Origin of the sequence: Streptomyces sp. NPDC058371, assembly GCF_042723265.1 — a bacterium.
GTDB lineage: Bacteria > Actinomycetota > Actinomycetes > Streptomycetales > Streptomycetaceae > Streptomyces.
Genome location: NZ_JBHXJC010000012.1, coordinates 30,957 through 51,769 on the forward strand (window position 1 = coordinate 30,957; position 20,813 = coordinate 51,769).

Here is a 20,813-nt window from a genome sequence, read left to right on the forward strand (position 1 = left end):
AAGGGCAAGGACGAGGGCTGACGGCGCCGGCGGCAGCGCCGCTCGCGCTCAGAGCGAACGGGCCCCGCTGCCCGCGGCGGACGGAACCCGCGCCGGAGCGCACCCGCGGCAGAGCGAAGGGGAGGACGGTCGATCTCCGTCCTCCCCGTCCACCGTGCCGCCGTGCGCGCTCTCAGCCGCCGTAACCGTCGCTGTAGCCGCGGCGCTCTTCCTCCACCACCGGTGAGGCCGGCCGTACAACCGTCCGCCGCCGCTTGGCGATACTGCTGAAGGTCGCCACGCCGATCAGTCCGGCGATCATGAAGATGATGCCGACCAGGTCCAGGTTGACCCCTTTCATGTCCCAGTCGGTCGCGAACGTGAGGATCGCCCCTACGGCGATCAGAATGATGCAGCCGCCCAGGCCCATGGGTGTCGCCTCCTGTTGCCGACTTGGCGTCTTGCCAGGCTCAAACCCGGGTACCCGACCGCGCGCCGGACATGCCCAACTACCCCTCCAGGAACGCGACCAGGGAGTTGGCCAGCAGGAACGGGTCGTCGGCGCCGCACAGTTCGCGCGCGCTGTGCATGGAGAGGATGGCCACGCCGATGTCGACCGTCTTGATGCCGTGCCGGGCCGCGGTGATCGGGCCGATGGTGGTGCCGCAGGGCATCGAGTTGTTGGAGACGAAGGACTGGAAGGGGACGCCGGCCCGCTCGCAGGCGGCGGCGAAGATCGCGCGGCCCGAACCGTCCGTGGCGTAGCGGTTGTTGACGTTCACCTTGAGGATGGGGCCGCCGTTGGCGCGCGGGTGGTGCGTCGGGTCGTGCCGCTCGGCGTAGTTGGGGTGGACCGCGTGGCCGGTGTCGGAGGACAGACAGACGGTGCCGGCGAAGGCGCGGGCCCGGTCCTCGTACGTACCGCCGCGGGCGAACACGGAGCGTTCCAGCACGCTGCCGAGCAGCGGTCCGTCCGCGCCGGTGTCCGACTGCGAGCCGTTCTCCTCGTGGTCGAAGGCGGCGAGGACGGGGATGTGGGTGATGCGGTCGGTGGCCGACGCCGCGGCGAGGGCGGCGGTTCCGGCGTGCACGGAGAGCAGGTTGTCCATGCGCGGGCCGGCGAGCAGTTCCTTGTCGCGGCCCAGGTAGGAGGGCGGTTCGATGGAGTGGGTCATCAGGTCCCAGCCGGTGATCTCGCCGGCGGACAGGCCCGCCTCCTTCTCGACGAAGGCGATCAGGTCGCCCTCGCGGGGATCGCCCAGTCCCCAGATGGGCTGCAGATGACGCTGCTTGTCCAGCTTCAGGCCGTCGGTGGAGACGGAGCGGTCGAGATGGACGGCGAGTTGGGGGACGCGAAGGAGTGCGCGGTCGATGTTCACCAGGCGCGTCGAGCCGTCCCGCAGCGAGACCCGTCCGGCCAGGCCGAGGTCCCGGTCCAGCCAGGAGTTGAGCAGCGGGCCGCCGTAGATCTCGACCGCGACCTGCCGCCAGCCCTGCGTGCCGCTGTCGGGCAGCGGCTTGACCCGCAGGTTGGGGGAGTCGGTGTGGGCGCCGACGATCCGGAAGGGTGTGTGAGGGGCGGCGCCCTCGGGGACGTACCAGGCGACGATGGCGCCGCCGCGCAGTACGTACTTTCCACCGATCGTCCCGTCCCAGGCGTCGGTCTCGGCGACCTGACGGAATCCGGCCTTCTCCAGCCGCTCCGCGGCGTTCGCCACGGCGTGGTACGGCGTCGGGGTCACCGCCAGGAAGGTCATGAGGTCGTCGGTATGGCCGCGATCGAAGCGGGAGGGTGTGCTCATGGGGTTCACCTTAACGACGCCCGAGGGCCCACTCCCGGGGTTGGGAGCGGGCTCTGGTAAGAGGTCTGTGGAGGCCTGCCCGGCGAAACGGCAGGGTCCGTCCGGGAGGTGGCCGGAGGCCCCAATTGCCCGCTGTGGCAGGGCGGGCGATGGCCACGACCACCGCGAAGCGGTCGATCCCGCCGCCGGAAACCCCACGCCACCCGAGCCCGGCCAACGCCTCGACCCGGTCCGCCCCGAACAGCAGCCGGCCCTCGCAAGAGCCGACACCAGCCCACCCCCGGACCGGGGCCCACGCTCAACAGCGGGAACGGTTCGACACCGGAAGCGGACCAGCACCGGCACCGGAGCCGGGCTGGCACCGGAGCCGGGCTGGCACCAGAGCCGGGCCAGTACTAGAGCCGGACCAGCACCAGAGCCGGACCAGAACCGGAGACGACCGGCGGTGGACCGGCATCGCTAGCAGACCGGCGCCGCAAGCGGACGGCACCGGAAGCGGACGGCACCGGAAGCGGACCGGCTCCAGATGCGAACCGGCACCAGATGCGAACCGGCACCGGAAGCAGACCAGCATCGGAAGCGGACCGGCACCGGAAGCGGACCGGCATCACAGCGGACAACCGGCACCGTAAGCGGACCGGGCATCACAGCGGACAACCGGCACTGGAAGCGACCGGCGCCAGAAGCGGACCAGCATCACAAGCGGACAACCGGCACCGTAAGCGGACCGGCACCGGAAGCGACCGGTGCCAGAAGCGGGCCCTGGCTGAATGGGAGCCGGCCAGGACCCGTCCGGCCTCAGAACGCGGACTCGTCCAGCTCCATCAGGTCCAGCTCCACGCCCTCGGCGAGCTTCCGCGCACCCGTGACGCCCGGCAGGACATTCGCGGCGAAGAACTTCGCGGCCGCGATCTTGCCGGTGTAGAAGGGCCGGTCCTTGGCGGAGGCGGTCTCCAGCTTCTCGGCGGCCACGGCGGCACCGCGCAGCAGCAGATAGCCGACGACGACGTCACCGGAGGCCATCAGCAGCCGGGTCGTGTTCAGACCGACCTTGTAGATGTTCTTGACGTCCTGCTCGGTCGCCGCGAGGTCCGTGAGCATCAGGCCGACGATGGCCTCCAGCTCGACGGCCGCCTTGGCGAGGTGCTCGCGGGCGACGGACAGCTCCTCGCCGCCGGTGCCGAGCGCCAGGAACTTCTTGATGTCCTCGGCGAGGGAGTTCAGCGCCGCGCCCTGGTTGCGGACGATCTTCCGGAAGAAGAAGTCCTGGCCCTGGATCGCGGTCGTGCCCTCGTACAGGGTGTCGATCTTGGCGTCGCGGATGTACTGCTCGATCGGGTACTCCTGGAGGAACCCGGAGCCGCCGAAGGTCTGCAGCGACTGCGCGAGCTGCTCGTAGCCGTTCTCGGAGCCGTAACCCTTGACGATCGGCAGGAGCAGGTCGTTCATGGCCTCGAGGGCGGCGGCGTCCTCGCCGGCGGCCTCCTTGACCTGGATCTCGTCCTGGATCGCGGCGGTGTGCAGCACCAGCGCGCGCATGCCCTCCGCGTACGCCTTCTGCGTCATCAGCGAGCGGCGCACGTCGGGGTGGTGCGTGATGGTGACCTTGGGCGCGGTCTTGTCCATGAAGTTCGCGAGGTCCGGGCCCTGGACGCGCTCCTTGGCGTACGCAAGGGCGTTCAGATAGCCGGTCGACAGCGTCGAGATGGCCTTCGTGCCGACCATCATGCGGGCGAACTCGATGATGCGGAACATCTGGCGGATGCCGTCGTGCTTGTCGCCGATCAGCCAGCCCTTGGCGGGGTGGCGGTCACCGAAGGTCATCTCGCAGGTGTTGGACGCCTTGAGGCCCATCTTGTGCTCGACGTTCGTGGCGTAGGCGCCGTTGCGCTCGCCCAGCTCGCCGGTCTCGAAGTCGAACTCGTACTTCGGGACGAGGAAGAGGGAGAGGCCCTTGGTGCCGGGTCCTGCGCCCTCGGGGCGGGCGAGAACGTAGTGGAGGATGTTCTCCGACATGTCGTGCTCACCGGACGTGATGAAGCGCTTCACGCCCTCGATGTGCCAGGAGCCGTCCTCCTGCTGGACCGCCTTGGTGCGGCCGGCGCCGACGTCCGAGCCGGCGTCCGGCTCGGTGAGGACCATGGTGGAGCCCCACTGCTTGTCGACGGCGATCTTCGCGATGTGCTTCTGGACCTCGGTGCCCTCCTCGAAGAGGATGCCCGCGAACGCGGGGCCGGAGGAGTACATCCACACGGCCGGGTTGGCGCCGAGCACCAGCTCCGCGTAGGCCCAGATCAGGGAGCGGGGCGCGGTGGTGCCGCCGATCTCCTCGGGCAGGCCGAGCCGCCAGTACTCGGAGTCCATGAAGGCCTGGTAGCTCTTCTTGAAGGACGCGGGCACCGGGGCGGTGTTCGTCTCGGGGTCGAAGACCGGGGGGTTGCGGTCGGCGTCCGCGAAGGACTCCGCCAGCTCGTTCTCCGAGAGGCGGGTCAGCTCCTCGAGGATGCTCTTCGCGGTGTCGGTGTCCATCTCCGCGAACGGGCCGGTGCCGTACAGCTTGTCGCGCCCGAGGACCTCGAAGAGGTTGAACTCGATGTCGCGGAGATTCGACTTGTAGTGCCCCATGGCGACGGCTCCGTAAGGGATCGGGGAGGCCGTGGATCCTGCAGCCTCGTTACACATACCAGCAAGTAGCTACGATGATGCTACCCGTCGGTAATAAGAATCAACCCCTGATGGCCCATATGTGGCCCACTACTCTTTGACGCATGTACGGCTACGACCAGAACGCGAGCGCTCAGCAGCAGTACGCCCAGCCGCAGCAGCAGATGCCCGGCGGGTACGGGCAGCAGCCGCCGCTGTACCCCGAGCCGTCCCCGCCGTCCCTCGCGGACGGGGTGCGCGCGTTCACCACGGGATCGATGTCCGCGGAGGACTTCCAGCAGGTCTTCGCGACGTCGAAGGTCTACTGCCCGCGCGGCGACAACCCCGGTTTTCTGGCGCTGCACAACACCCAGCAGCCGGTGATCCCGATGTTCAGCTCGCTCAAGGAGCTCCGCCGGTACGCCGGCAAGGAGTCCAAGTACTTCGTGATCACCGGCTCCGAGGTGATCGACCTGCTGCCGACCGGCTACGGCTTTGTCCTCGACATGGAGGGCGAGCACCGCATGGTCTTCGACGCGAAGGCCGTGGAGCAGATGGTCGACTTCGCGATGCGCAGGATGTACGGCTGACGCGCAGGACGTGCGGCTGACGCGTCGGCCGTACCGCTGAGGCGCCGGCCGTACGGCTCACAAGCCCGGCCCACTCGAACGCCCGGAGGGAATGTCCTCCGGGTGTTCGTCGTTACGGGTGGCAAGAAGTTCAATACTCAACTAAACTCGAAGCCAAGGAGGTACCCGACATGCCTGCAGTGACCGTCGAGAACCCGCTGACCCTGCCCCGTGTGGTCGCGCCCGCCGACGCCGTGGCCCGTCCCGTGCTTACCGTGACGACCGCTCCGGGCGGCTTCGAGGGCGAGGGCTTCCCGGTCCGCCGCGCGTTCGCCGGGATCAACTACCGTCACCTCGACCCGTTCATCATGATGGACCAGATGGGCGAGGTGGAGTACGCGCCGGGCGAGCCCAAGGGCACCCCCTGGCACCCGCACCGCGGCTTCGAGACCGTCACCTACATCATCGACGGGATCTTCGACCACCAGGACTCCAACGGTGGCGGCGGCACCATCACCAACGGCGACACGCAATGGATGACCGCCGGCGCGGGCCTGCTGCACATCGAGGCCCCGCCGGAGGCGCTCGTACTGTCCGGCGGCCTCTTCCACGGCCTCCAGCTGTGGGTGAACCTGCCGGCCAAGGACAAGATGATGGCGCCGCGCTACCAGGACATCCGCGGTGGCCAGGTCCAGCTGCTCACCACCCCCGACGGCGGCGCGCTGCTGCGCGTCATCGCCGGTGAGCTGGACGGCCACCAGGGCCCCGGCATCACGCACACGCCGATCACCATGATCCACGCGACCGTGGCACCCGGCGCCGAGCTGACCCTGCCGTGGCGCGAGGACTTCAACGGTCTGGCGTACGTCCTCGCCGGACGCGGCAGCGTCGGTGCGGACCGCCGGCCGGTGCACACCGGTCAGACCGCCGTCTTCGGCACCGGCTCCTCGCTGACCGTCCGCGCGGACGAGCAGCAGGATGCGAACACCCCGGACCTGGAGGTCGTGGTCCTCGGCGGTCAGCCGATCCGTGAGCCCATGGCCCACTACGGCCCCTTCGTGATGAACACCCGCGAGGAGCTCCAGCAGGCCTTCGAGGACTTCCAGAAGGGCCGCCTCGGCACCGTCCCGGCGGTGCACGGGATGTCCGAGGGCGGCCTGTAGGCCTCCCTGCGCCCGCGCACGGAAAGGCCCCGTCCAGGTTCCGCAGGTTCCTGGACGGGGCCTTTCGCGTGGGCCGGCCGGGGAGCGTCAGGAGACGATGCGGTACTGCGCCATCATGCAGTCGTCCTCGTGGTCGATGAGGTGGCAGTGCCAGACGTAGCCCTGCAGCCGGTCACCGCTCCGGGACGTGAACACCGCGTCGGGGTCGAAGCCCAGCTCGTCGGCGGTCGGGAAGCGGATCAGGACGCGGGTGACCGTGTTCACCGGGCACAGCACGGTGTCCTTGAGGCCGGCCTCCCAGGCTTCCGGCGGTTGCCGGTCGCCCTTGAGGTAGCGGTCGGCCGGCGGGGCCCAGCGGTTTCCCATGGGCGGAGCCGGATTGCCCTTGACGTAGGCGGGGGTGTCGATGGACTGGCGGCTGAGGACACGCATGTTCACCAGGTGCAGGTGAACGGGGTGGTCCTCCACGGTGGAGTTGACGATCTCCCAGACCTCGGTGCTGCCCTGCTTGGGCTTCTCGATCGGATCGTCGCCGTAACAGAGGTTGCTGAGCGCCATGCCCTCGGCCGTCATCGTCAGCCCCACCACGCGCCGGTTCGACACCGCAGTGGCCGGCGGCAGGGTGGCGGGCTGGGACGGGCCGCCGCGCAGTCCGGTGGGCGCCGCCTTGGTGAAGCCACGGCTGCTGGAGACGGTGAAGCGCATCACCCGGGGCAGGGTGTAGGCACCGCTGGTGGCCGCGATGGAGGGGTTCACCTCCGCGTCGTTGCGCAGCTCGACCGTGTCGCCGCCGGACAGCGCGGAGAAGTCGATCAGCAGATCCGCGCGCTCACCGGGACTGACCCGGATCGAGGTGGTGCTGACACTGCTGTTGAGCAGACCACCGTCGTTCCCGATGACCCGGAAGGGCATGTTGTTGGACAGATAGAGGTGGTACGCCCGCCAGTTGGACGCGTTCAGCAGCCGGAACCGGTACAGCCCGCGGGCCACTTCCAGCGTCGGCATCACGACGCCGTTCACCGACATCATGTCGCCGATCATGGGCCCTTGGAGCGTGCCCTCGGGGGTGCTGCGGGCGGTGCGGGGATTCAGCGACCCGTCAGCGTTGAAGCGATGGTCGGCGACGATCAGGGGGATCTCGTAGTCGCCGCTCGGCAGGCCCAGCGGATTGCCGGAGGTGCCGGTGTCGAACTCGTCCCGGATCAGGTACTTCCCGGCGAGCCCCGCGGGGACGTTCAGCCGGGTGATCCCCATCGCGTGGTCGTGGTACCAAAGGGCGGTGGCCTCCTGCCCGTTGGTGAACTCGTAGGTCATCGACGCGCCGGTGCGGAAGGTGTTCTCGGTGTGCCCGTCGAACTCGGGCCGCACGACCGCGCCGTGCAGATGGACCGAGGTGCGCGGCCGGGTGCGGTCCTCCTCGCTCGCTCCGTCCAGGGAGGTGTCGATGTCCTTGGCGAAGAGGTGGCCGTTGAGGTTGTTGGTGAAGGTGAGCTTGAGCTTCTCTCCCGACCGGGCCTCGATCGTCGGGCCCAGATAGGGCTGACCTCCGAAGGACCACGTGGGCGCGGCGTCCAGGTCCCGGTGGAAGCGGTGGCTGGACCGGGCCATCGAAAGGGTGCGGTCGCCGCTCAGCGACGGGGGGATCCACAGGTCGTCCACGTACGGTGTCAGGTCCGGCGAGGGAAACGTGAGTTGGTCCCCGGGTGAGCTCTGTGCCCCGTCCGTGGCGGTCGCCATGGCCCGGGTCACCGCCCCGACCGTCCCGACGGCACCCAGCACCATCCCTGCGCTCAGCAGTCGGCGACGTGAAATTTTGTGCGACATGGAGTCCGTTTCCGTGTTCCGTGGTGGGGGGTGGACGAACGGAGGGGCGTCACAGGGGCTCGCGCTGAGCCACACCTGAGCCAAAGGTCACTCCGGGCGTCCGCGGCAACAGAGTTGCACACTAGTGTGCAAAAAATCTACCGCGGGATGGTCACGTGATTTCAGGGATGACGGACCATCAAGAATCCTTCTAAAAAGGGCAGTTGGGGCAACTCAGGAGCCCGCCAGGCATCCAGGGATGATCCCGTCCAGCCCCCAGAGCCCCAGAGCCCCAGAGCCCCAGAGGCCCGTGCGGTGCGTACGTTGCGAGGGCGACGGCATGCACTCCCCTGACGCCGTGTCACCCGGCTGGACCGTTCCGGCGGGACGGCCCGGTGTCCGCATGGTCGGGTGGAGGCGTGCAGCTACTTCCCGAAGGCGCCCGGCGGCTGGCGGCCTGGTGCGCCGTCATCCTTCTCGTCGCGGGTGTGGGGTGGGTCGGGATCCGGCTGTGCGGGGAGCTGCGGACGGCGGTCGTGCCGGTGCTGCTCGCGCTGCTCGGCACGGCGCTGCTCGGGCCGCTCCACCGGCGCCTGGTGAAGGTGAAGGTCAATCCGTCGCTGGCCGCCGGGCTCACCTGTGTCGCGGTGGTGGTGGTCGTGGGCGGCGCCGTCTACATCGTCGTCGCCGCGCTCATCGACACCGGCGACCAGATCGTCGCCTCGCTCAAGCAGGCCGCGACCTCGCTCGCCGAGCACTTCGGGGCGGCGGGCACCTCCCTGGACGACCTGGCCTCCAACGCCAAGGACCTGCTGACCAAGTTCGGCGGCACCGCCGCGTCCAACGTCATCAGCGGCGTCAGCGTGGTCGGCGAGACCCTCGCCATGGCCGTCCTCGCCCTGCTGCTCGTCTTCTTCTTCCTGCGCGACTCCGGCCGCGCCATGCGAGCCCTGCGCACGCTCTCCCCGCAGGGCACCGCCGACACCGTGGAGGCCATGGCCCGGCGGGCCTTCGAAGCCGTCGAGGGCTTCATGCGCGGGACGACCCTCATCGCGCTCATCGACGCCATCTGCATCACCGTCGGACTGCTGATCCTCGGTGTCCCGGGAGCGGTGGGCCTGGGCGCACTGGTCTTCGTGGCCGCCTACATCCCCTATCTGGGGGCCTTCCTCTCCGGTGCGGTGGCGGTACTGGTCGCCCTCGCGGACCGGGGGTTCGTCATCGCGCTGTGGGCACTCGGGGTCGTGCTCGCCGTCCAGGTGCTGGAGGGGCACGTCCTCCAGCCGGTGATCCAGAGCCGTACGGTGCAGATGCATCCGGCGGTCGTCATGCTGGCGATCACCGCGGGCGCGTCCGTGGCCGGGATCCTGGGAATGCTGCTGGCCGTACCGCTGACGGCGGCCGCGTTCGGGGTCCTCTCCGAGCTGCGTACCCGCTATGCGGCCGGCGCGTCGGACGGGCCGGAGTCGTCGGATTCCTTGGCGGACGACTCGTAGAGCTCGAACCAGATGCTCTTGCCCTGGCCCTGGGGATCGACGCCCCACGCGTCCGCCAGGAGTTCCATGAGCACCAGACCCCGTCCCGAGGAGGCCAGTTCCCCAGGGTGGCGCTTGTGCGGCAGGTCGTCGCTGGCATCCGTGACCACCACCCGCAGCCGGCGCTCACCGCTCTCCCCGGCCATCTCCGCGACGAGCAGCGCGTCGGCGTCGGTGTGCACGAGGACGTTCGTCACCATCTCGGAGGTCATCAGCACCGCCGAGTCGACCTGGTCGTCGCTCGCCCAGTCGTGGAGCAGCTCGCGCAGCTGCTGACGGGCGCCGGCGACCCGCTCGGGCTCGGCCTGCGCGACGCTGACCATCGTGCGGCGCACCGGCGGCAGGACCACGGCGGCCGTGCCGCCGCAGCCGCATCCGTCGCCCAGCCGGCACAGCAGCAGTACCGCTATGTCGTCCTCGCGCCGGTCGGCGAGCGGCCCGGTCGTGTGGTGCGAGGACGGCCCGTGGACGGCCTGGACCAGCGAGTCGGCGAGGGCCTCCATGTCGCCGTCGTGCTCCTCCAGGATCCGGCGGATCCGCCGCCAGCCGGTGTCCAGGTCGTGGCCGCCGGTCTCGATCAGACCGTCCGTGCAGATCAGCATGGTCTCGGCGGGCTCCAGGGCCAGTCGGGTGGTCGGATAGTCCGCGTCCGGGTCGATCCCCAGCGGGAGCCCGCCCGCCGTCGGCCGCATCAGCACCGTTCCGTCGGCCATGCGGATCGCGGGGTCCGGGTGCCCGGCGCGGGCGATGTCCAGCATGCCCGTCGCCGGGTCCACCTCGACGTACAGGCAGGTCGCGAAGCGCGGGTCCGCGTCCTCGTCGTCGGGGGCGGCCGAGTTGGTGATCCCGTACAGGAAGCGGGAGGCGCGCGAGAGCACCGCGTCCGGGCGGTGCCCCTCGGAGGCGTACGCGCGCAGGGCGATCCGCAGCTGGCCCATCAGCCCGGCGGCCCGCACGTCATGGCCCTGGACGTCCCCGATGACCAGGGCGAACCGGCCGCCTCCGGACTTGGTCCGAGAGGTGCCGCCGGGCAGCGGGATCATGTCGTACCAGTCGCCGCCGACCTGGAGACCGCCGCCGGTGGGCACATACCGGGCGGCCACGATCATGCCGGGTATCTGGGGTCCCAGGGTCGGCATCATCGAGCGCTGCAGGCCGTCGGTCAGCTCCCGCTCGGACTCGGTGACGCCCGCCCGGGACAGGGCCTGGGCCAGCATCCGCGCCACCGTCGTCAGCACCGAGCGCTCGTCGGGCGTGAAGGAAACCGGATAGGTGAAGGCCGCCATCCACGCGCCCATCGTGCGCCCGGCGACGGTCAGCGGCAGGAACGCCCAGGACTGGCGCCCGAAGCGCTGGGCGAGCGGCCAGGAGGCCGGGTAGCGGGCCTTGTAGTCCTCGGGGGTCGAGAGATAGACGGCACGGCCCGTACGGACGACCTCCGCGGCCGGGTAGTCCGTGTCCAGGGACATGTGGGAGAACGGGCCCTCGTCGCCCGGCTGGTGCCCGTGGTGGCCGATGATCGTGAGCCGGTCGCCCTCGGCGCCGAAGACGGCCAGTCCGTCCGGCGAGAAACCCGGCATCGACAGGCCGGCCGCGACCCGCAGCACCTCCTCCGTCGACCGCGCCTCCGCGAGGGCACGTCCCGCGTCCAGCAGGAACGCCTCACGCGACCGACGCCAGTCGCCGGTGACCGGGGTGCGGGCAGCGGCGCCCGGCGACTGCTCGCTGACCTCCTGGAGCGTGCCGAGCAGCTCGTACTGCCCCGTCCGGGAGTCGGCCGTCGGCTTGGAGCGGCTGCGCACCGTACGGATCACCCGGCCCTGTTCGTCCATGACCCGCAACCGGGCCTCGGCGAGGGTGCCCTCGGCGACGGCGAGCTGCACGATGCCGTCGATCTCGTTCCAGTCGACCGGATGGAAACGGGAGCGGACGCCCGCCGCCGTGAGGGTCGTGGGCTCGGCCGGCAGCCCGAGCAGCCGGGCCGCCTCCGCGTCCAGGGTGACGAGCCCGGCGTCGTTGTTCCAACGCCACAGCCCGGTCGCGAGGGCGGCCAGAACGTCCCCCACGGTGGGCAGGGGCTCACCAGTGCGCATTCACCCACTGTAGGAAGAGGTGATCGAAAGGTGCCACCGAGAGTATTCGGGGAGCCGATCTTGAGGTGGCCGGTACCCTTGGGGCATCCGGGCGCCGGCCCGGAAGTTTCACGTGAAACACACCCCGATCCGCGAAGACTGGATGAACGACGATGCATCGGTACAGGTCCCACACCTGCGGCGAGCTCCGCGCCTCTGACGTCGGCAGCGACGTCCGGCTGAGCGGCTGGCTGCACAATCGCCGAGACCTGGGCGGCATCCTCTTCGTCGATCTGCGCGACCACTACGGCATCACGCAGCTGGTCGCCCGCCCGGGCACGCCCGCGTACGAGGCCCTCGACAAGGTCTCCAAGGAGTCGACCGTCCGCGTCGACGGCAAGGTCGTCTCGCGTGGCACGGAGAACGTGAACCCCGAGCTGCCGACCGGCGAGATCGAGGTCGAGGTCGGCGAGGTCGAGCTGCTCGGCGCCGCCCAGCCGCTGCCCTTCACGATCAACGCCGAGGACGGGGTCAACGAGGAGCGGCGCCTGGAGTACCGCTTCCTCGACCTGCGCCGCGAGCGCATGCACCGCAACATCCTGCTGCGTACGGCCGTGATCTCGGCGATCCGTCACAAGATGACGGCGCTGGGCTTCAACGAGATGGCGACCCCGATCCTCAGCGCCACCTCCCCCGAGGGCGCGCGCGACTTCGTGGTCCCCTCGCGGCTGAACCCCGGCAAGTTCTACGCGCTCCCGCAGGCGCCGCAGCAGTTCAAGCAGCTGCTGATGATCTCCGGCTTCGACCGCTACTTCCAGATCGCGCCGTGCTTCCGCGACGAGGACGCCCGCGCGGACCGTTCGCCGGGCGAGTTCTACCAGCTCGACGTGGAGATGAGCTTCGTCGAGCAGGAGGACGTCTTCCAGCCGATCGAGAAGCTCATGACGGAGCTGTTCGAGGAGTTCGGCGGTGGCCGTCACGTCACCTCGCCGTTCCCGCGCATCCCGTTCCGCGAGTCGATGCTGAAGTACGGCTCCGACAAGCCGGACCTGCGGGCCCAGCTGGAGCTCACCGACATCACCGACGTCTTCGAGGGCTCCGAGTTCAAGGCCTTCGCGGGCAAGCACGTACGGGCCCTGCCGGTGCCGGATGTGTCCGGTCAGACGCGGAAGTTCTTCGACGGCCTCGGTGACTACGCGGTCGAGCAGGGCGCGAAGGGCCTGGCGTGGGTGCGGGTCGGCGAGGACGGTGCTCTGACGGGCCCGATCGCCAAGTTCCTCACCGAGGCGAACGTCGCCGAGCTGACCAAGCGCCTCTCCCTGGCCCCCGGCCACGCGGTGTTCTTCGGCGCGGGCGAGTTCGACGAGGTCTCGAAGATCATGGGTGCGGTGCGGGTCGAGGCCGCGAAGCGCTCGGGCAACTTCGAGGAGAACGTCTTCCGGTTCTGCTGGATCGTCGACTTCCCGATGTACGAGAAGGACGAGGACACCGGCAAGATCGACTTCTCGCACAACCCCTTCTCGATGCCGCAGGGCGGTCTTGAGGCCCTGGAGACGCAGGACCCGCTGGACATCCTCGGCTGGCAGTACGACATCGTCTGCAACGGCGTCGAGCTGTCCTCCGGCGCGATCCGGAACCACGAGCCCGAGATCATGCTCAAGGCCTTCGAGATCGCGGGCTACGACCGTGACACCGTCGAGGAGCAGTTCGCGGGCATGCTCCGCGCGTTCCGCTTCGGCGCCCCGCCGCACGGCGGCATCGCCCCGGGCGTGGACCGTATCGTCATGCTGCTGGCCGACGAGCCGAACATCCGCGAGACGATCGCCTTCCCGCTCAACGGCAACGCCCAGGACCTGATGATGGGCGCGCCGACGGAGCTGGACGAGTCCCGCCTGCGCGAGCTGCACCTTTCGGTGCGCAAGCCGCAGCCGAAGTAGACCGTCGTACGGCCGCCACGGAGTGGCCGTGAAGCAGGGTGGCTCGGAACCGAGGTCGGTTCCGGGCCATTTTGCATGGACAGGGAAACCCTGAGTACGCGCCGAGGTGGCTCACAGGGGCCGCCCCCAGGGTGTCTTCCCATGACCGAGACCCGAGGACCGGCCCACACGAGGGACTTGATGCGACGTAAGGTCGTCGTCGCTGGTGGAGCGGGCGGACGACGATGCGACCACCCGGCCGAGCGCCTCGGCGTCGGCCGGCTGACCCGTTCGCTCGCCCGAGGGCCCGGAACGCCATTGGTTCCGGGCCTCGTTGGAGGACTAGGTGTCGTAACGGCCGTTCCAGGGAGCGGCGAAGCCGAGGCGGTCCGGGTAGAGCTCGGCCCAGGCCTCCCCCTCGTCCTCACCGGTCATCAGGCCGAAGAGGACGCCGTCGACGGTGCGTTGGAAGGGACGGATCGCGATGTCCGTGTACGCGCGCCGGGGCAGGCTGCGCAGCAGTTTCGCCAGGTGGGCGCGGGCCCGGGCGAGGACCGAGTCCTCGCCCTGCGGGTCGCTCTGCTGCTCGGCCCAGGTGCCCGCGCACCAGATCTCCGAGTCGCGGTACCGGCCTTCGGCGTCGAAGGTGTGGAGCGCCACGTAGAGGCGCTTGTGCTCTTCCCAGCCGTCGTCGGGACGGAACCCTTCGGGGAAGGCGTACGTGATCGATGCCAGGAACTGGCCGTCCGCGTAGCGACCGATGGTCTCGGTGCGGCGCTTCGGCTCGTAGGCGATCGGGATGACGTGGGGGACTGCCATGGCGGAACCATACGGGTGGGCGGGGACATGCCACTAATGGGGTCGGCCTGTGAGCACTCCACCGCCGCCGACACCACACACCTCGCACACCGCGGAGGTCGGGGTGAGACTGAGAAGAGGCCGGATCTCCCGGGACCACCGCGACGAACCGGCCCTGGAGGAGTCATGACGGCCACAACCCGAACCGAAACTCCCATCGCGATCGAAGGCAACGGTGTGGAGCTGCGCACGCAGGAAGTCGGTGGCGACATGAGCGTCGCCTTCGCGCGCTTTCCGAAGGGCACCGACATGGGGCCGGCGGTCAAGGGCCTGCCCGACGACATGTGCCAATGCCCCCACTGGGGTTACGTGTTCAAGGGGCGGCTGAAGATGCGGACGAAGGAGGGAGAGGAGATCTACGAGGCCGGACAGGCCTTCTACTGGCCGCCCGGGCACGTGCCGGAAGCACTGGAGGACTGCGAGTACCTGGACTTCTCACCGACGAAGGAGTTCACCGAGGTGATCGACCACATCAGGGCCCAAGCCGGGTGAAGCGTGCCCGGAACAGCCGGTTCCCGGGCCCGCGTTGACGGTTCCGGTTACGCCGGGGCGCCGCCGAAGCGCTCCTTGTACGCCTCCAGGTCCTCGTCCGTGATCTTGGCGAAGAGGACCGGGGGAACCGTGAAGGGGGTGCCGGCGGGCACCGTGACCAGGGTGCGGGCCTCGTCGGCCGAGACCCAGGCGGCCGTGTCGTCGGGCAGCGCGAACGCCGAGCGCATGGCCGCCGCGGACGCGGGGATGAACGGCTCCGAGACCACCGAGTAGAGGTGGATCAGATTCATCGCCGTGCGCAGGGTCAGGGCCGCGCCCTCCGGGCTGGTCTTGATCTCCAGCCAGGGGGCCTTCTCCTCCAGATACGAGTTGCCCGCCGACCACAGCGCCCGCAGGGCGGCGGCCGCCTTGCGGAACTGGAGGGCTTCCATCTGGGTCTCGTACTCCGCGAGCAGGCCGGCGATCTCCTCGCCCAGCTTCGTCTCCGCCTCGCCCGGCTCGCCGCCCGCGGGCGCGTCGTCACCGAAGCGCTTGCGGGAGAAGGACAGGACGCGGTTGACGAAGTTGCCGAGGGTGTCGGCGAGGTCCTTGTTCACCGTCGCCGTGAAGTGCTCCCAGGTGAAGGACGAGTCGTCCGACTCCGGGGCGTTGGCGATCAGGAAGTAGCGCCAGTAGTCGGCAGGGAGGATCTCCAGGGCGTGGTCCGCGAAGACACCGCGCTTCTGTGACGTGGAGAACTTTCCGCCGTAGTACGTCAGCCAGTTGAAGGCCTTGACGTAGTCGACCTTCTTCCACGGCTCGCGCACGCCCAGCTCGGTCGCCGGGAACATCACCGTGTGGAACGGGACGTTGTCCTTCGCCATGAACTCCGTGTAGCGGACCGGGTTCTCGCCCGAGTCGGCGTCGTACCACCACGACTTCCAGTCCCGGTTCTCCGGGTCCAGATCCGACCACTCCTTGGTGGCGCCGATGTACTCGATCGGCGCGTCGAACCAGACGTAGAAGACCTTGCCCTCGGCGGCCAGCTCCGGCCAGGTGTCCGCCGGGACGGGGACGCCCCAGTCCAGGTCACGGGTGATGGCGCGGTCGTGCAGCCCCTCGGTCAGCCACTTGCGGGCGATGGAGGACGCCAGCTGCGGCCACTCGTCCTCGAGCCGGGCCATCCACTCGTCGACCTCGTGCTGGAGCTTCGACTGGAGCAGGAAGAGGTGCTTGGTCTCCCGCACCTCCAGGTCCGTCGAGCCGGAGATGGCCGAGCGCGGGTTGATCAGGTCGGTCGGGTCCAGGACGCGCGTGCAGTTCTCGCACTGGTCGCCGCGGGCCTTGTCGTAGCCGCAGTGCGGGCAGGTGCCCTCCACATAGCGGTCCGGGAGGAAGCGGTCGTCGGACGGCGAGAACACCTGCCGGATCGCGCGCTCCTCGATGAAGCCGTTCTCGTTCAGCCTGCGGGCGAAGTGCTGGGTGATGTCCCGGTTCTGCGGGCTGGAGCTGCGGCCGAAGTAGTCGAAGGCCAGCGCGAAGCCGTCGTACACCGCCTTCTGTGCGTCGTGCGCCTGCGCGCAGAACACGTCGACCGGCAGGCCCTGCTCCTTCGCCGCCAGCTCGGCCGGGGTGCCGTGCTCGTCCGTCCCGCAGATGTAGAGGACGTCGTGGCCGCGCTGGCGGAGGTACCGGGAGTACACGTCCGCCGGGAGCATGGACCCCACCATGTTGCCCAGGTGCTTGATCCCGTTGATGTACGGAAGGGCGCTGGTGATGAGGTGTCGAGCCATCGCGGGCTGCTCCCAGGTCGCTACGTGCGGTGACGGACCTCGCTTCCGACTGCACGCCGGGCCGTCGTACGAACCTTGAAATGGTAGTCGACCGGGACGACCGGGGGCGGCGCCCGGCTGACCGCGCCCGAGTCCTGGGCACGCCCGGGAAATGAGCGGGGCCCCGGGAACGAACAGTTCGTTCCCGGGGCCCCGTCATGTCCGCACTACGCGCTCGGCTTCTCCTCCAGGCGCGGGAAGAGCACCGCGCCCTTGGTGACCGTCGAACCGGGGCGGAGCGTGCCCCACTCGCCGGCCTCCTGGACCTTCTGATCCGCGAGGGCTCCCAGGGACGCCTCGGCGCCGAGGGAGTCCCAGAGCTTCTGGGAGGTGTCCGGCATGACCGGGTTGAGCAGGACCGCCATCGCGCGGAGCGACTCCGCGGCCGTGTAGAGGATCGTCGCCAGCCGGGCCCGGCCCTCCGGGGAGTCGTCCTTGGCCACCTTCCACGGCTCCTGCTCCGTGATGTAGCCGTTGACCTGCTTCACGAAGTCGAAGATCGCCAGGATGCCGCCCTGGAAGTCCAGGTCGTCACCGATGCGCAGGTCCGCCGTGGCCACAGCCTTCGCGAGCCCCTCCTGGACCGCCTTCTCCGCCTCGCCCGCGGCCGTGGCCTCCGGCAGCGTGCCGCCGAAGTACTTGCCGACCATCGCGGCCACGCGCGACGCGAGATTGCCGTAGTCGTTCGCCAGCTCGCTCGTGTAGCGGGCGGAGAAGTCCTCCCAGGAGAACGAGCCGTCCTGGCCGAACGCGATCGCGCGCAGGAAGTACCAGCGGTACGCGTCCACGCCGAAGTGCGAGGTCAGGTCCTGGGGCTTGATGCCCGTCAGGTTCGACTTCGACATCTTCTCGCCGCCGACCATCAGCCAGCCGTTCGCCGCGACCTTGCCGGGCAACGGCAGACCCTGCGCCATCAGCATCGCGGGCCAGATGATCGCGTGGAAGCGGAGGATGTCCTTGCCCACCAGGTGCACGTCGGCGGGGAAGGTGTTCTCGAACTTCGCCGGGTTCTCGTTGTAGCCGACCGCCGTCGCGTAGTTCAGCAGGGCGTCGACCCACACGTAGATCACGTGCTTGGTGTCCCAGGGAACCGGGACGCCCCAGTCGAAGGTGGAGCGTGAGATGGAGAGGTCCTGCAGGCCCTGACGCACGAAGTTCAGGACCTCGTTGCGCGCCGACTCGGGCTGGATGAAACCGGGGTTCGCCTCGTAGTGGGCGAGGAGCTTGTCGCCGTACTCGCTCAGCTTGAAGAAGTAGTTCTCCTCCTTGAGGAGCTCGACCGGCTTCTTGTGGATGGCACACAGCTTCGTGCCGTCCTCGGTCTCGATCAGGTCGCCGGGGAGTTTGTACTCCTCGCAGCCCACGCAGTACGGGCCCTCGTAGCCGCCCTTGTAGATCTCGCCCTTGTCGTGGAGATCCTGGACGAACTCCTGGACCCGGTCCGCGTGACGCCTGTCCGTCGTACGGATGAAGTCGTCGTTCGCGATCTCCAGGTGCTCCCAGAGAGGCTTCCAGGCCTCGTCGACGAGCTTGTCGGCCCACTCCTGCGGGCTGACACCGTTCGCCTCCGCGGTGCGCATGATCTTCTGACCGTGCTCGTCCGTGCCGGTGAGGTACCACACCTTCTCGCCGCGCTGACGGTGCCAGCGCGTGAGCACGTCGCCTGCGACGGTCGTGTAGGCGTGGCCCAGGTGAGGAGCGTCGTTGACGTAATAAATGGGGGTGGAGACGTAGTACGCCTTCTCACCCTGCTTCTCGGATCCAGTGGCCGCCATGGGCGAAATCCTAATGGCCCGACGAAGATCGACTCACTCCGGCCATGGGCGGTGCGGTTACGGAGACGGGGCCCGGCGTGAAGCCGGGCCCCGTCGTTCGTCCTGAGCAGTCCTACGGGCGCCAGTTCGCCAGTACGCCGTCGAAGACCTCCGCGTCCGTCAGCTCGCGCGGGGTCGGGCCCGCGTGGAAGAAGGCGGCGTTGTCCGCCTTCAGCTTGCGGAGATAGTCGAAGCCCTTGGCGTCGTGCTCGCCGAAGGCGATGAACGAGAAGAAGAGGGGGAGCTTCGCCGCGTTCGCGAGGGCCTCGTTCGCGGGGGCCTTGGTGTCCGGGGGGCCGTCCGTCTGGAAGATCACCAGGGCCGGGTCCGTCGAGCCCGACTTCTCGTAGTGCGTGACGATCTCCTCGATCGCCGCGTGGTAGCTGGTACGGCCCATGCGGCCGAGGCCCGCGTGCAGCTCGTCGACCTTGCCGTCGTACTCGGTGAGGGTCAGTTCGCCGGTGCCGTCGAGCTCCGTCGAGAAGAAGACGACGTGGACCGTGGCCTCTTCGTCGAGGTGGGCGGCGAGGGCGAGGGCCTGCTCGCCCAGGGCCTGGGCGGAGCCGTCCTTGTAGTACGGGCGCATGGAGCCGGAGCGGTCGAGGACGAGGTAGGTCTTGGCCCGGGTGCCGGTGAGGTCCCGCTTTTTCAGCGCGGTACCGGCTTCCTCGAATGCCGTGGCCAGGGCGGGGGCCTTGGTCCGCACGCGGGTGAGGGGGACGGCGGGCTTGTCCGTCGAGGGGGCCTCCGGCTCAGGGCGGGGTGCCTCTGCGGTTTTCGGCTCCGGCTCCCGTTCCGGTTCCGGTTCGGCCTTCGGCTGCGGCTTCTGGGCGGCTGCCGGTTCCGGCTCCTGTGCGGTTTCCGGCTGCGGCTCCGGGTCGGCCTTCGGCTTCGCCTCTGCCTTGGGCTTCGCCTTCGGCGTTGCCCTGGCCTTCGGCTTCGGCTCCGGGGTTGCCTCTGCCGTGGGCTCGGCTGCCGGTTCCGGGTGTGCCTCGGCTTCGCCTTCGGCCTTGTCGTTCCCACCCGCACCACCCGTGCGGCTTTCGTCGTCGACTGCGGGTGGCCCCTGCGGGGGCTCATCGCCGTCGGCGGGCGCGGGCTCGTTCGCCTTGGCGGACGTTGATGTGGCGGCTGGTGCGGGTTCGCTTGCCTTGGCGGCGGCTGCGCTCGCCTTGGCGGTGGCCGCGGCTGTGGGGTCGGTCGCCTCGGTGGCCGAGGGTGCCGGTTCGCTTGTCTTGGTGGTGGCTGCGGGTGCCGGTGCGGCGGCGGTGGTCGCGGCTGCGGGGTCGCTCGCCTCGGTGGCCGTGGGTGCCGGTGCGCTCGTCTCGGCGGTGGTCGCAGGTGTGGAGACGCTTGTCTCGGTGGTGGCCGCGGCTGCGGGTGCGCTTGTCTCGGCGGCTGCCGCAGGTGCAGGCGCGCTGGCCTCGGTCGCCGCGGCTGCGGGTGCGCTCGCCTCGGCGGCTGCCGGTGTGGCGGCGCTCGCCTTGGTGGCTGCGGGCTTGCCCGTCTTGGCTGCCGCGGTCTTGGCTGCCCTGGCTTTCGCGGGGGCGGGCTTGTCGGCCTTGGCCTTCGCGGGGGCGGGCTCGGTGGCCGCGGCTTCCGCGGGGACCGGCTCGCTCGCCTTGGCCGCCGCGCGGTTGGCCTTCGGTTTGCTCGTCTTCGCTGCCGGGGTGGGTGCCTCGGTGGCTTCCGGTTCCGGTTCCGGAGTCGGCTCCGGGGCGGCCTCGGTCACCGGGTCGGACTTCGGCTCCGGTTCCGTGGCCGGAGTGGACTCCGCGACCGGTTCTGTGGCCGGAGTGGACTCCGCGACCGGTTCTGTGGCCGGAGTGGACTCCGCGACCGGTTCTGTGGCCGGAGTGGACTCCGCGACCGGTTCCGTGGCCGGAACGGACTCCGCGACCGGCTCCGTGGCCGGAGTGGACTCCGTGGCCGGTTCCGTGGCCGGGGTGGTGCGGGGCTTGGGGACCGTGACGTTGTCGAAGGCGGCGGAGACCAGGTCGTCCACCACGGAGGGGTCCGGCTCGGTCGACTGTGCGGGTACCTCCGGGGAGGTGGCCGTCGCCGAGGAGGTCTCCGGGTTCGGCTCGGTCGCCGGTGCCGGAATGGTCGGGTTTGATGCCTCCCGCGAAGTCTCCGCGTCGGCGTCACGACCCTTGCGTGAGCGGCCGAACGCATTCCGCAGGAGAGTGAGAATGCCCATGTGCGCAACCCTTCGCGTGAGTTGATGCCCGTCAATCCCTGGCCAGGACGGACACGTAAGGTTAGCGGCCGTTCTTGGCGATCTTGGCCAGGGTCGGTGACAGGGACGCGCAGGGCTCTGACGTCGGACGACTCGGAGGTTCGGCTCCGCCGGACG

General features: G+C 69.5%; 14 protein-coding genes. 5 read left to right on the plus strand and 9 right to left on the minus strand.

Translation table 11 applies throughout. From position 1 onward, the window contains the following. Positions 1-172: 172 nt before the first annotated feature. The 3 genes from ACFWM2_RS28945 to ACFWM2_RS28955 form a co-directional block, all read right to left on the minus strand. Positions 173-409 carry a DUF6458 family protein gene (locus ACFWM2_RS28945; RefSeq protein WP_383286060.1) on the minus strand — a complete coding sequence of 79 codons (237 nt, stop codon included), beginning with the start codon at positions 407-409 and terminating at the stop codon, positions 173-175. Positions 410-488: 79 nt separating this feature from the next. Then, the gene (locus tag ACFWM2_RS28950) at positions 489-1,781 is read right to left on the minus strand and encodes a M18 family aminopeptidase (RefSeq protein WP_383286062.1); all 1,293 of its coding nucleotides are present in this window, start codon (positions 1,779-1,781) and stop codon (positions 489-491) included. Positions 1,782-2,579: 798 nt separating this feature from the next. Next, positions 2,580-4,406, minus strand: a complete 1,827-nt coding sequence (locus tag ACFWM2_RS28955; protein WP_383286064.1) for an acyl-CoA dehydrogenase — start codon at positions 4,404-4,406, stop codon at positions 2,580-2,582. A 143-nt stretch (positions 4,407-4,549) separates the two neighbouring features. Here ACFWM2_RS28955 and ACFWM2_RS28960 point away from each other — a divergent pair, with 143 nt between their 5' ends. Both ACFWM2_RS28960 and ACFWM2_RS28965 read left to right on the plus strand, forming a co-directional pair. Next, positions 4,550-5,014 carry an SseB family protein gene (locus ACFWM2_RS28960; RefSeq protein ID WP_383286066.1) on the plus strand — a complete coding sequence of 155 codons (465 nt, stop codon included), beginning with the start codon at positions 4,550-4,552 and terminating at the stop codon, positions 5,012-5,014. A 170-nt stretch (positions 5,015-5,184) separates the two neighbouring features. After that, positions 5,185-6,156: a pirin family protein gene (locus ACFWM2_RS28965; RefSeq protein WP_383286068.1), complete on the plus strand. Its 972-nt coding sequence runs from the start codon at positions 5,185-5,187 to the stop codon at positions 6,154-6,156. 87 nt (positions 6,157-6,243) lie between these two features. On the opposite strand, the gene ACFWM2_RS28970 is transcribed toward ACFWM2_RS28965, so the two are convergent. Next, complete coding sequence (locus tag ACFWM2_RS28970) at positions 6,244-7,980, minus strand: multicopper oxidase family protein (protein WP_383286070.1); 1,737 nt, start codon at positions 7,978-7,980, stop codon at positions 6,244-6,246. Positions 7,981-8,378: 398 nt separating this feature from the next. Here ACFWM2_RS28970 and ACFWM2_RS28975 point away from each other — a divergent pair, with 398 nt between their 5' ends. After that, a complete protein-coding gene (locus tag ACFWM2_RS28975) occupies positions 8,379-9,455 on the plus strand; it encodes an AI-2E family transporter (RefSeq protein ID WP_383286072.1) in 1,077 nt (358 codons plus the stop codon). Here ACFWM2_RS28975 and ACFWM2_RS28980 read toward each other — a convergent pair. Then, positions 9,395-11,587: a SpoIIE family protein phosphatase gene (locus tag ACFWM2_RS28980; RefSeq protein WP_383286074.1), complete on the minus strand. Its 2,193-nt coding sequence runs from the start codon at positions 11,585-11,587 to the stop codon at positions 9,395-9,397. The genes ACFWM2_RS28975 and ACFWM2_RS28980 overlap by 61 nt on opposite strands. Positions 11,588-11,739: 152 nt before the next feature. On the opposite strand from ACFWM2_RS28980, the gene aspS reads away from it, so the two are divergent. Further along, positions 11,740-13,503 (plus strand): aspartate--tRNA ligase, encoded by a 1,764-nt coding sequence (gene aspS, locus ACFWM2_RS28985; RefSeq protein WP_383286076.1) that lies wholly within the window; start codon positions 11,740-11,742, stop codon positions 13,501-13,503. 321 nt (positions 13,504-13,824) lie between these two features. Here aspS and ACFWM2_RS28990 read toward each other — a convergent pair whose 3' ends face one another. Beyond that, positions 13,825-14,301 (minus strand): hypothetical protein, encoded by a 477-nt coding sequence (locus ACFWM2_RS28990; protein ID WP_383286078.1) that lies wholly within the window; start codon positions 14,299-14,301, stop codon positions 13,825-13,827. A 165-nt stretch (positions 14,302-14,466) separates the two neighbouring features. Between ACFWM2_RS28990 and ACFWM2_RS28995 the strand changes: the two genes are divergently transcribed. After that, positions 14,467-14,832: a hypothetical protein gene (locus ACFWM2_RS28995; protein WP_383286080.1), complete on the plus strand. Its 366-nt coding sequence runs from the start codon at positions 14,467-14,469 to the stop codon at positions 14,830-14,832. Between the two features lie 47 nt (positions 14,833-14,879). Here ACFWM2_RS28995 and metG (ACFWM2_RS29000) read toward each other — a convergent pair whose 3' ends face one another. The 3 genes from metG (ACFWM2_RS29000) to ACFWM2_RS29010 all read right to left on the minus strand — a co-directional run bounded on the left by metG (ACFWM2_RS29000) (position 14,880) and on the right by ACFWM2_RS29010 (position 20,657). Continuing rightward, positions 14,880-16,604, minus strand: coding sequence for a methionine--tRNA ligase (gene metG, locus ACFWM2_RS29000; RefSeq protein WP_383286082.1), 1,725 nt, complete (start codon positions 16,602-16,604; stop codon positions 14,880-14,882). 206 nt (positions 16,605-16,810) lie between these two features. Beyond that, positions 16,811-18,418: a methionine--tRNA ligase gene (gene metG, locus ACFWM2_RS29005; RefSeq protein ID WP_383286084.1), complete on the minus strand. Its 1,608-nt coding sequence runs from the start codon at positions 18,416-18,418 to the stop codon at positions 16,811-16,813. Positions 18,419-18,530: 112 nt separating this feature from the next. After that, complete coding sequence (locus ACFWM2_RS29010) at positions 18,531-20,657, minus strand: VWA domain-containing protein (RefSeq protein ID WP_383286086.1); 2,127 nt, start codon at positions 20,655-20,657, stop codon at positions 18,531-18,533. Positions 20,658-20,813: the final 156 nt, after the last annotated feature.

Excerpts from the sequence above, each read along its gene's own strand:
- ACFWM2_RS28945 (WP_383286060.1), bottom strand. The coding sequence starts at position 409 with ATGGGCCTGGGCGGCTGCATCATTCTGATCGCCGTAGGGGCGATCCTC.
- ACFWM2_RS28950 (WP_383286062.1), bottom strand. The coding sequence starts at position 1,781 with ATGAGCACACCCTCCCGCTTCGATCGCGGCCATACCGACGACCTCATG.
- ACFWM2_RS28955 (WP_383286064.1), bottom strand. The coding sequence starts at position 4,406 with ATGGGGCACTACAAGTCGAATCTCCGCGACATCGAGTTCAACCTCTTC.
- ACFWM2_RS28960 (WP_383286066.1), top strand. The coding sequence starts at position 4,550 with ATGTACGGCTACGACCAGAACGCGAGCGCTCAGCAGCAGTACGCCCAG.
- ACFWM2_RS28965 (WP_383286068.1), top strand. The coding sequence starts at position 5,185 with ATGCCTGCAGTGACCGTCGAGAACCCGCTGACCCTGCCCCGTGTGGTC.
- ACFWM2_RS28970 (WP_383286070.1), bottom strand. The coding sequence starts at position 7,980 with ATGTCGCACAAAATTTCACGTCGCCGACTGCTGAGCGCAGGGATGGTG.
- ACFWM2_RS28980 (WP_383286074.1), bottom strand. The coding sequence starts at position 11,587 with ATGCGCACTGGTGAGCCCCTGCCCACCGTGGGGGACGTTCTGGCCGCC.
- aspS (WP_383286076.1), top strand. The coding sequence starts at position 11,740 with ATGCATCGGTACAGGTCCCACACCTGCGGCGAGCTCCGCGCCTCTGAC.
- ACFWM2_RS28990 (WP_383286078.1), bottom strand. The coding sequence starts at position 14,301 with ATGGCAGTCCCCCACGTCATCCCGATCGCCTACGAGCCGAAGCGCCGC.
- ACFWM2_RS28995 (WP_383286080.1), top strand. The coding sequence starts at position 14,467 with ATGACGGCCACAACCCGAACCGAAACTCCCATCGCGATCGAAGGCAAC.
- metG (WP_383286082.1), bottom strand. The coding sequence starts at position 16,604 with ATGGCTCGACACCTCATCACCAGCGCCCTTCCGTACATCAACGGGATC.
- metG (WP_383286084.1), bottom strand. The coding sequence starts at position 18,418 with ATGGCGGCCACTGGATCCGAGAAGCAGGGTGAGAAGGCGTACTACGTC.
- ACFWM2_RS29010 (WP_383286086.1), bottom strand. The coding sequence starts at position 20,657 with ATGGGCATTCTCACTCTCCTGCGGAATGCGTTCGGCCGCTCACGCAAG.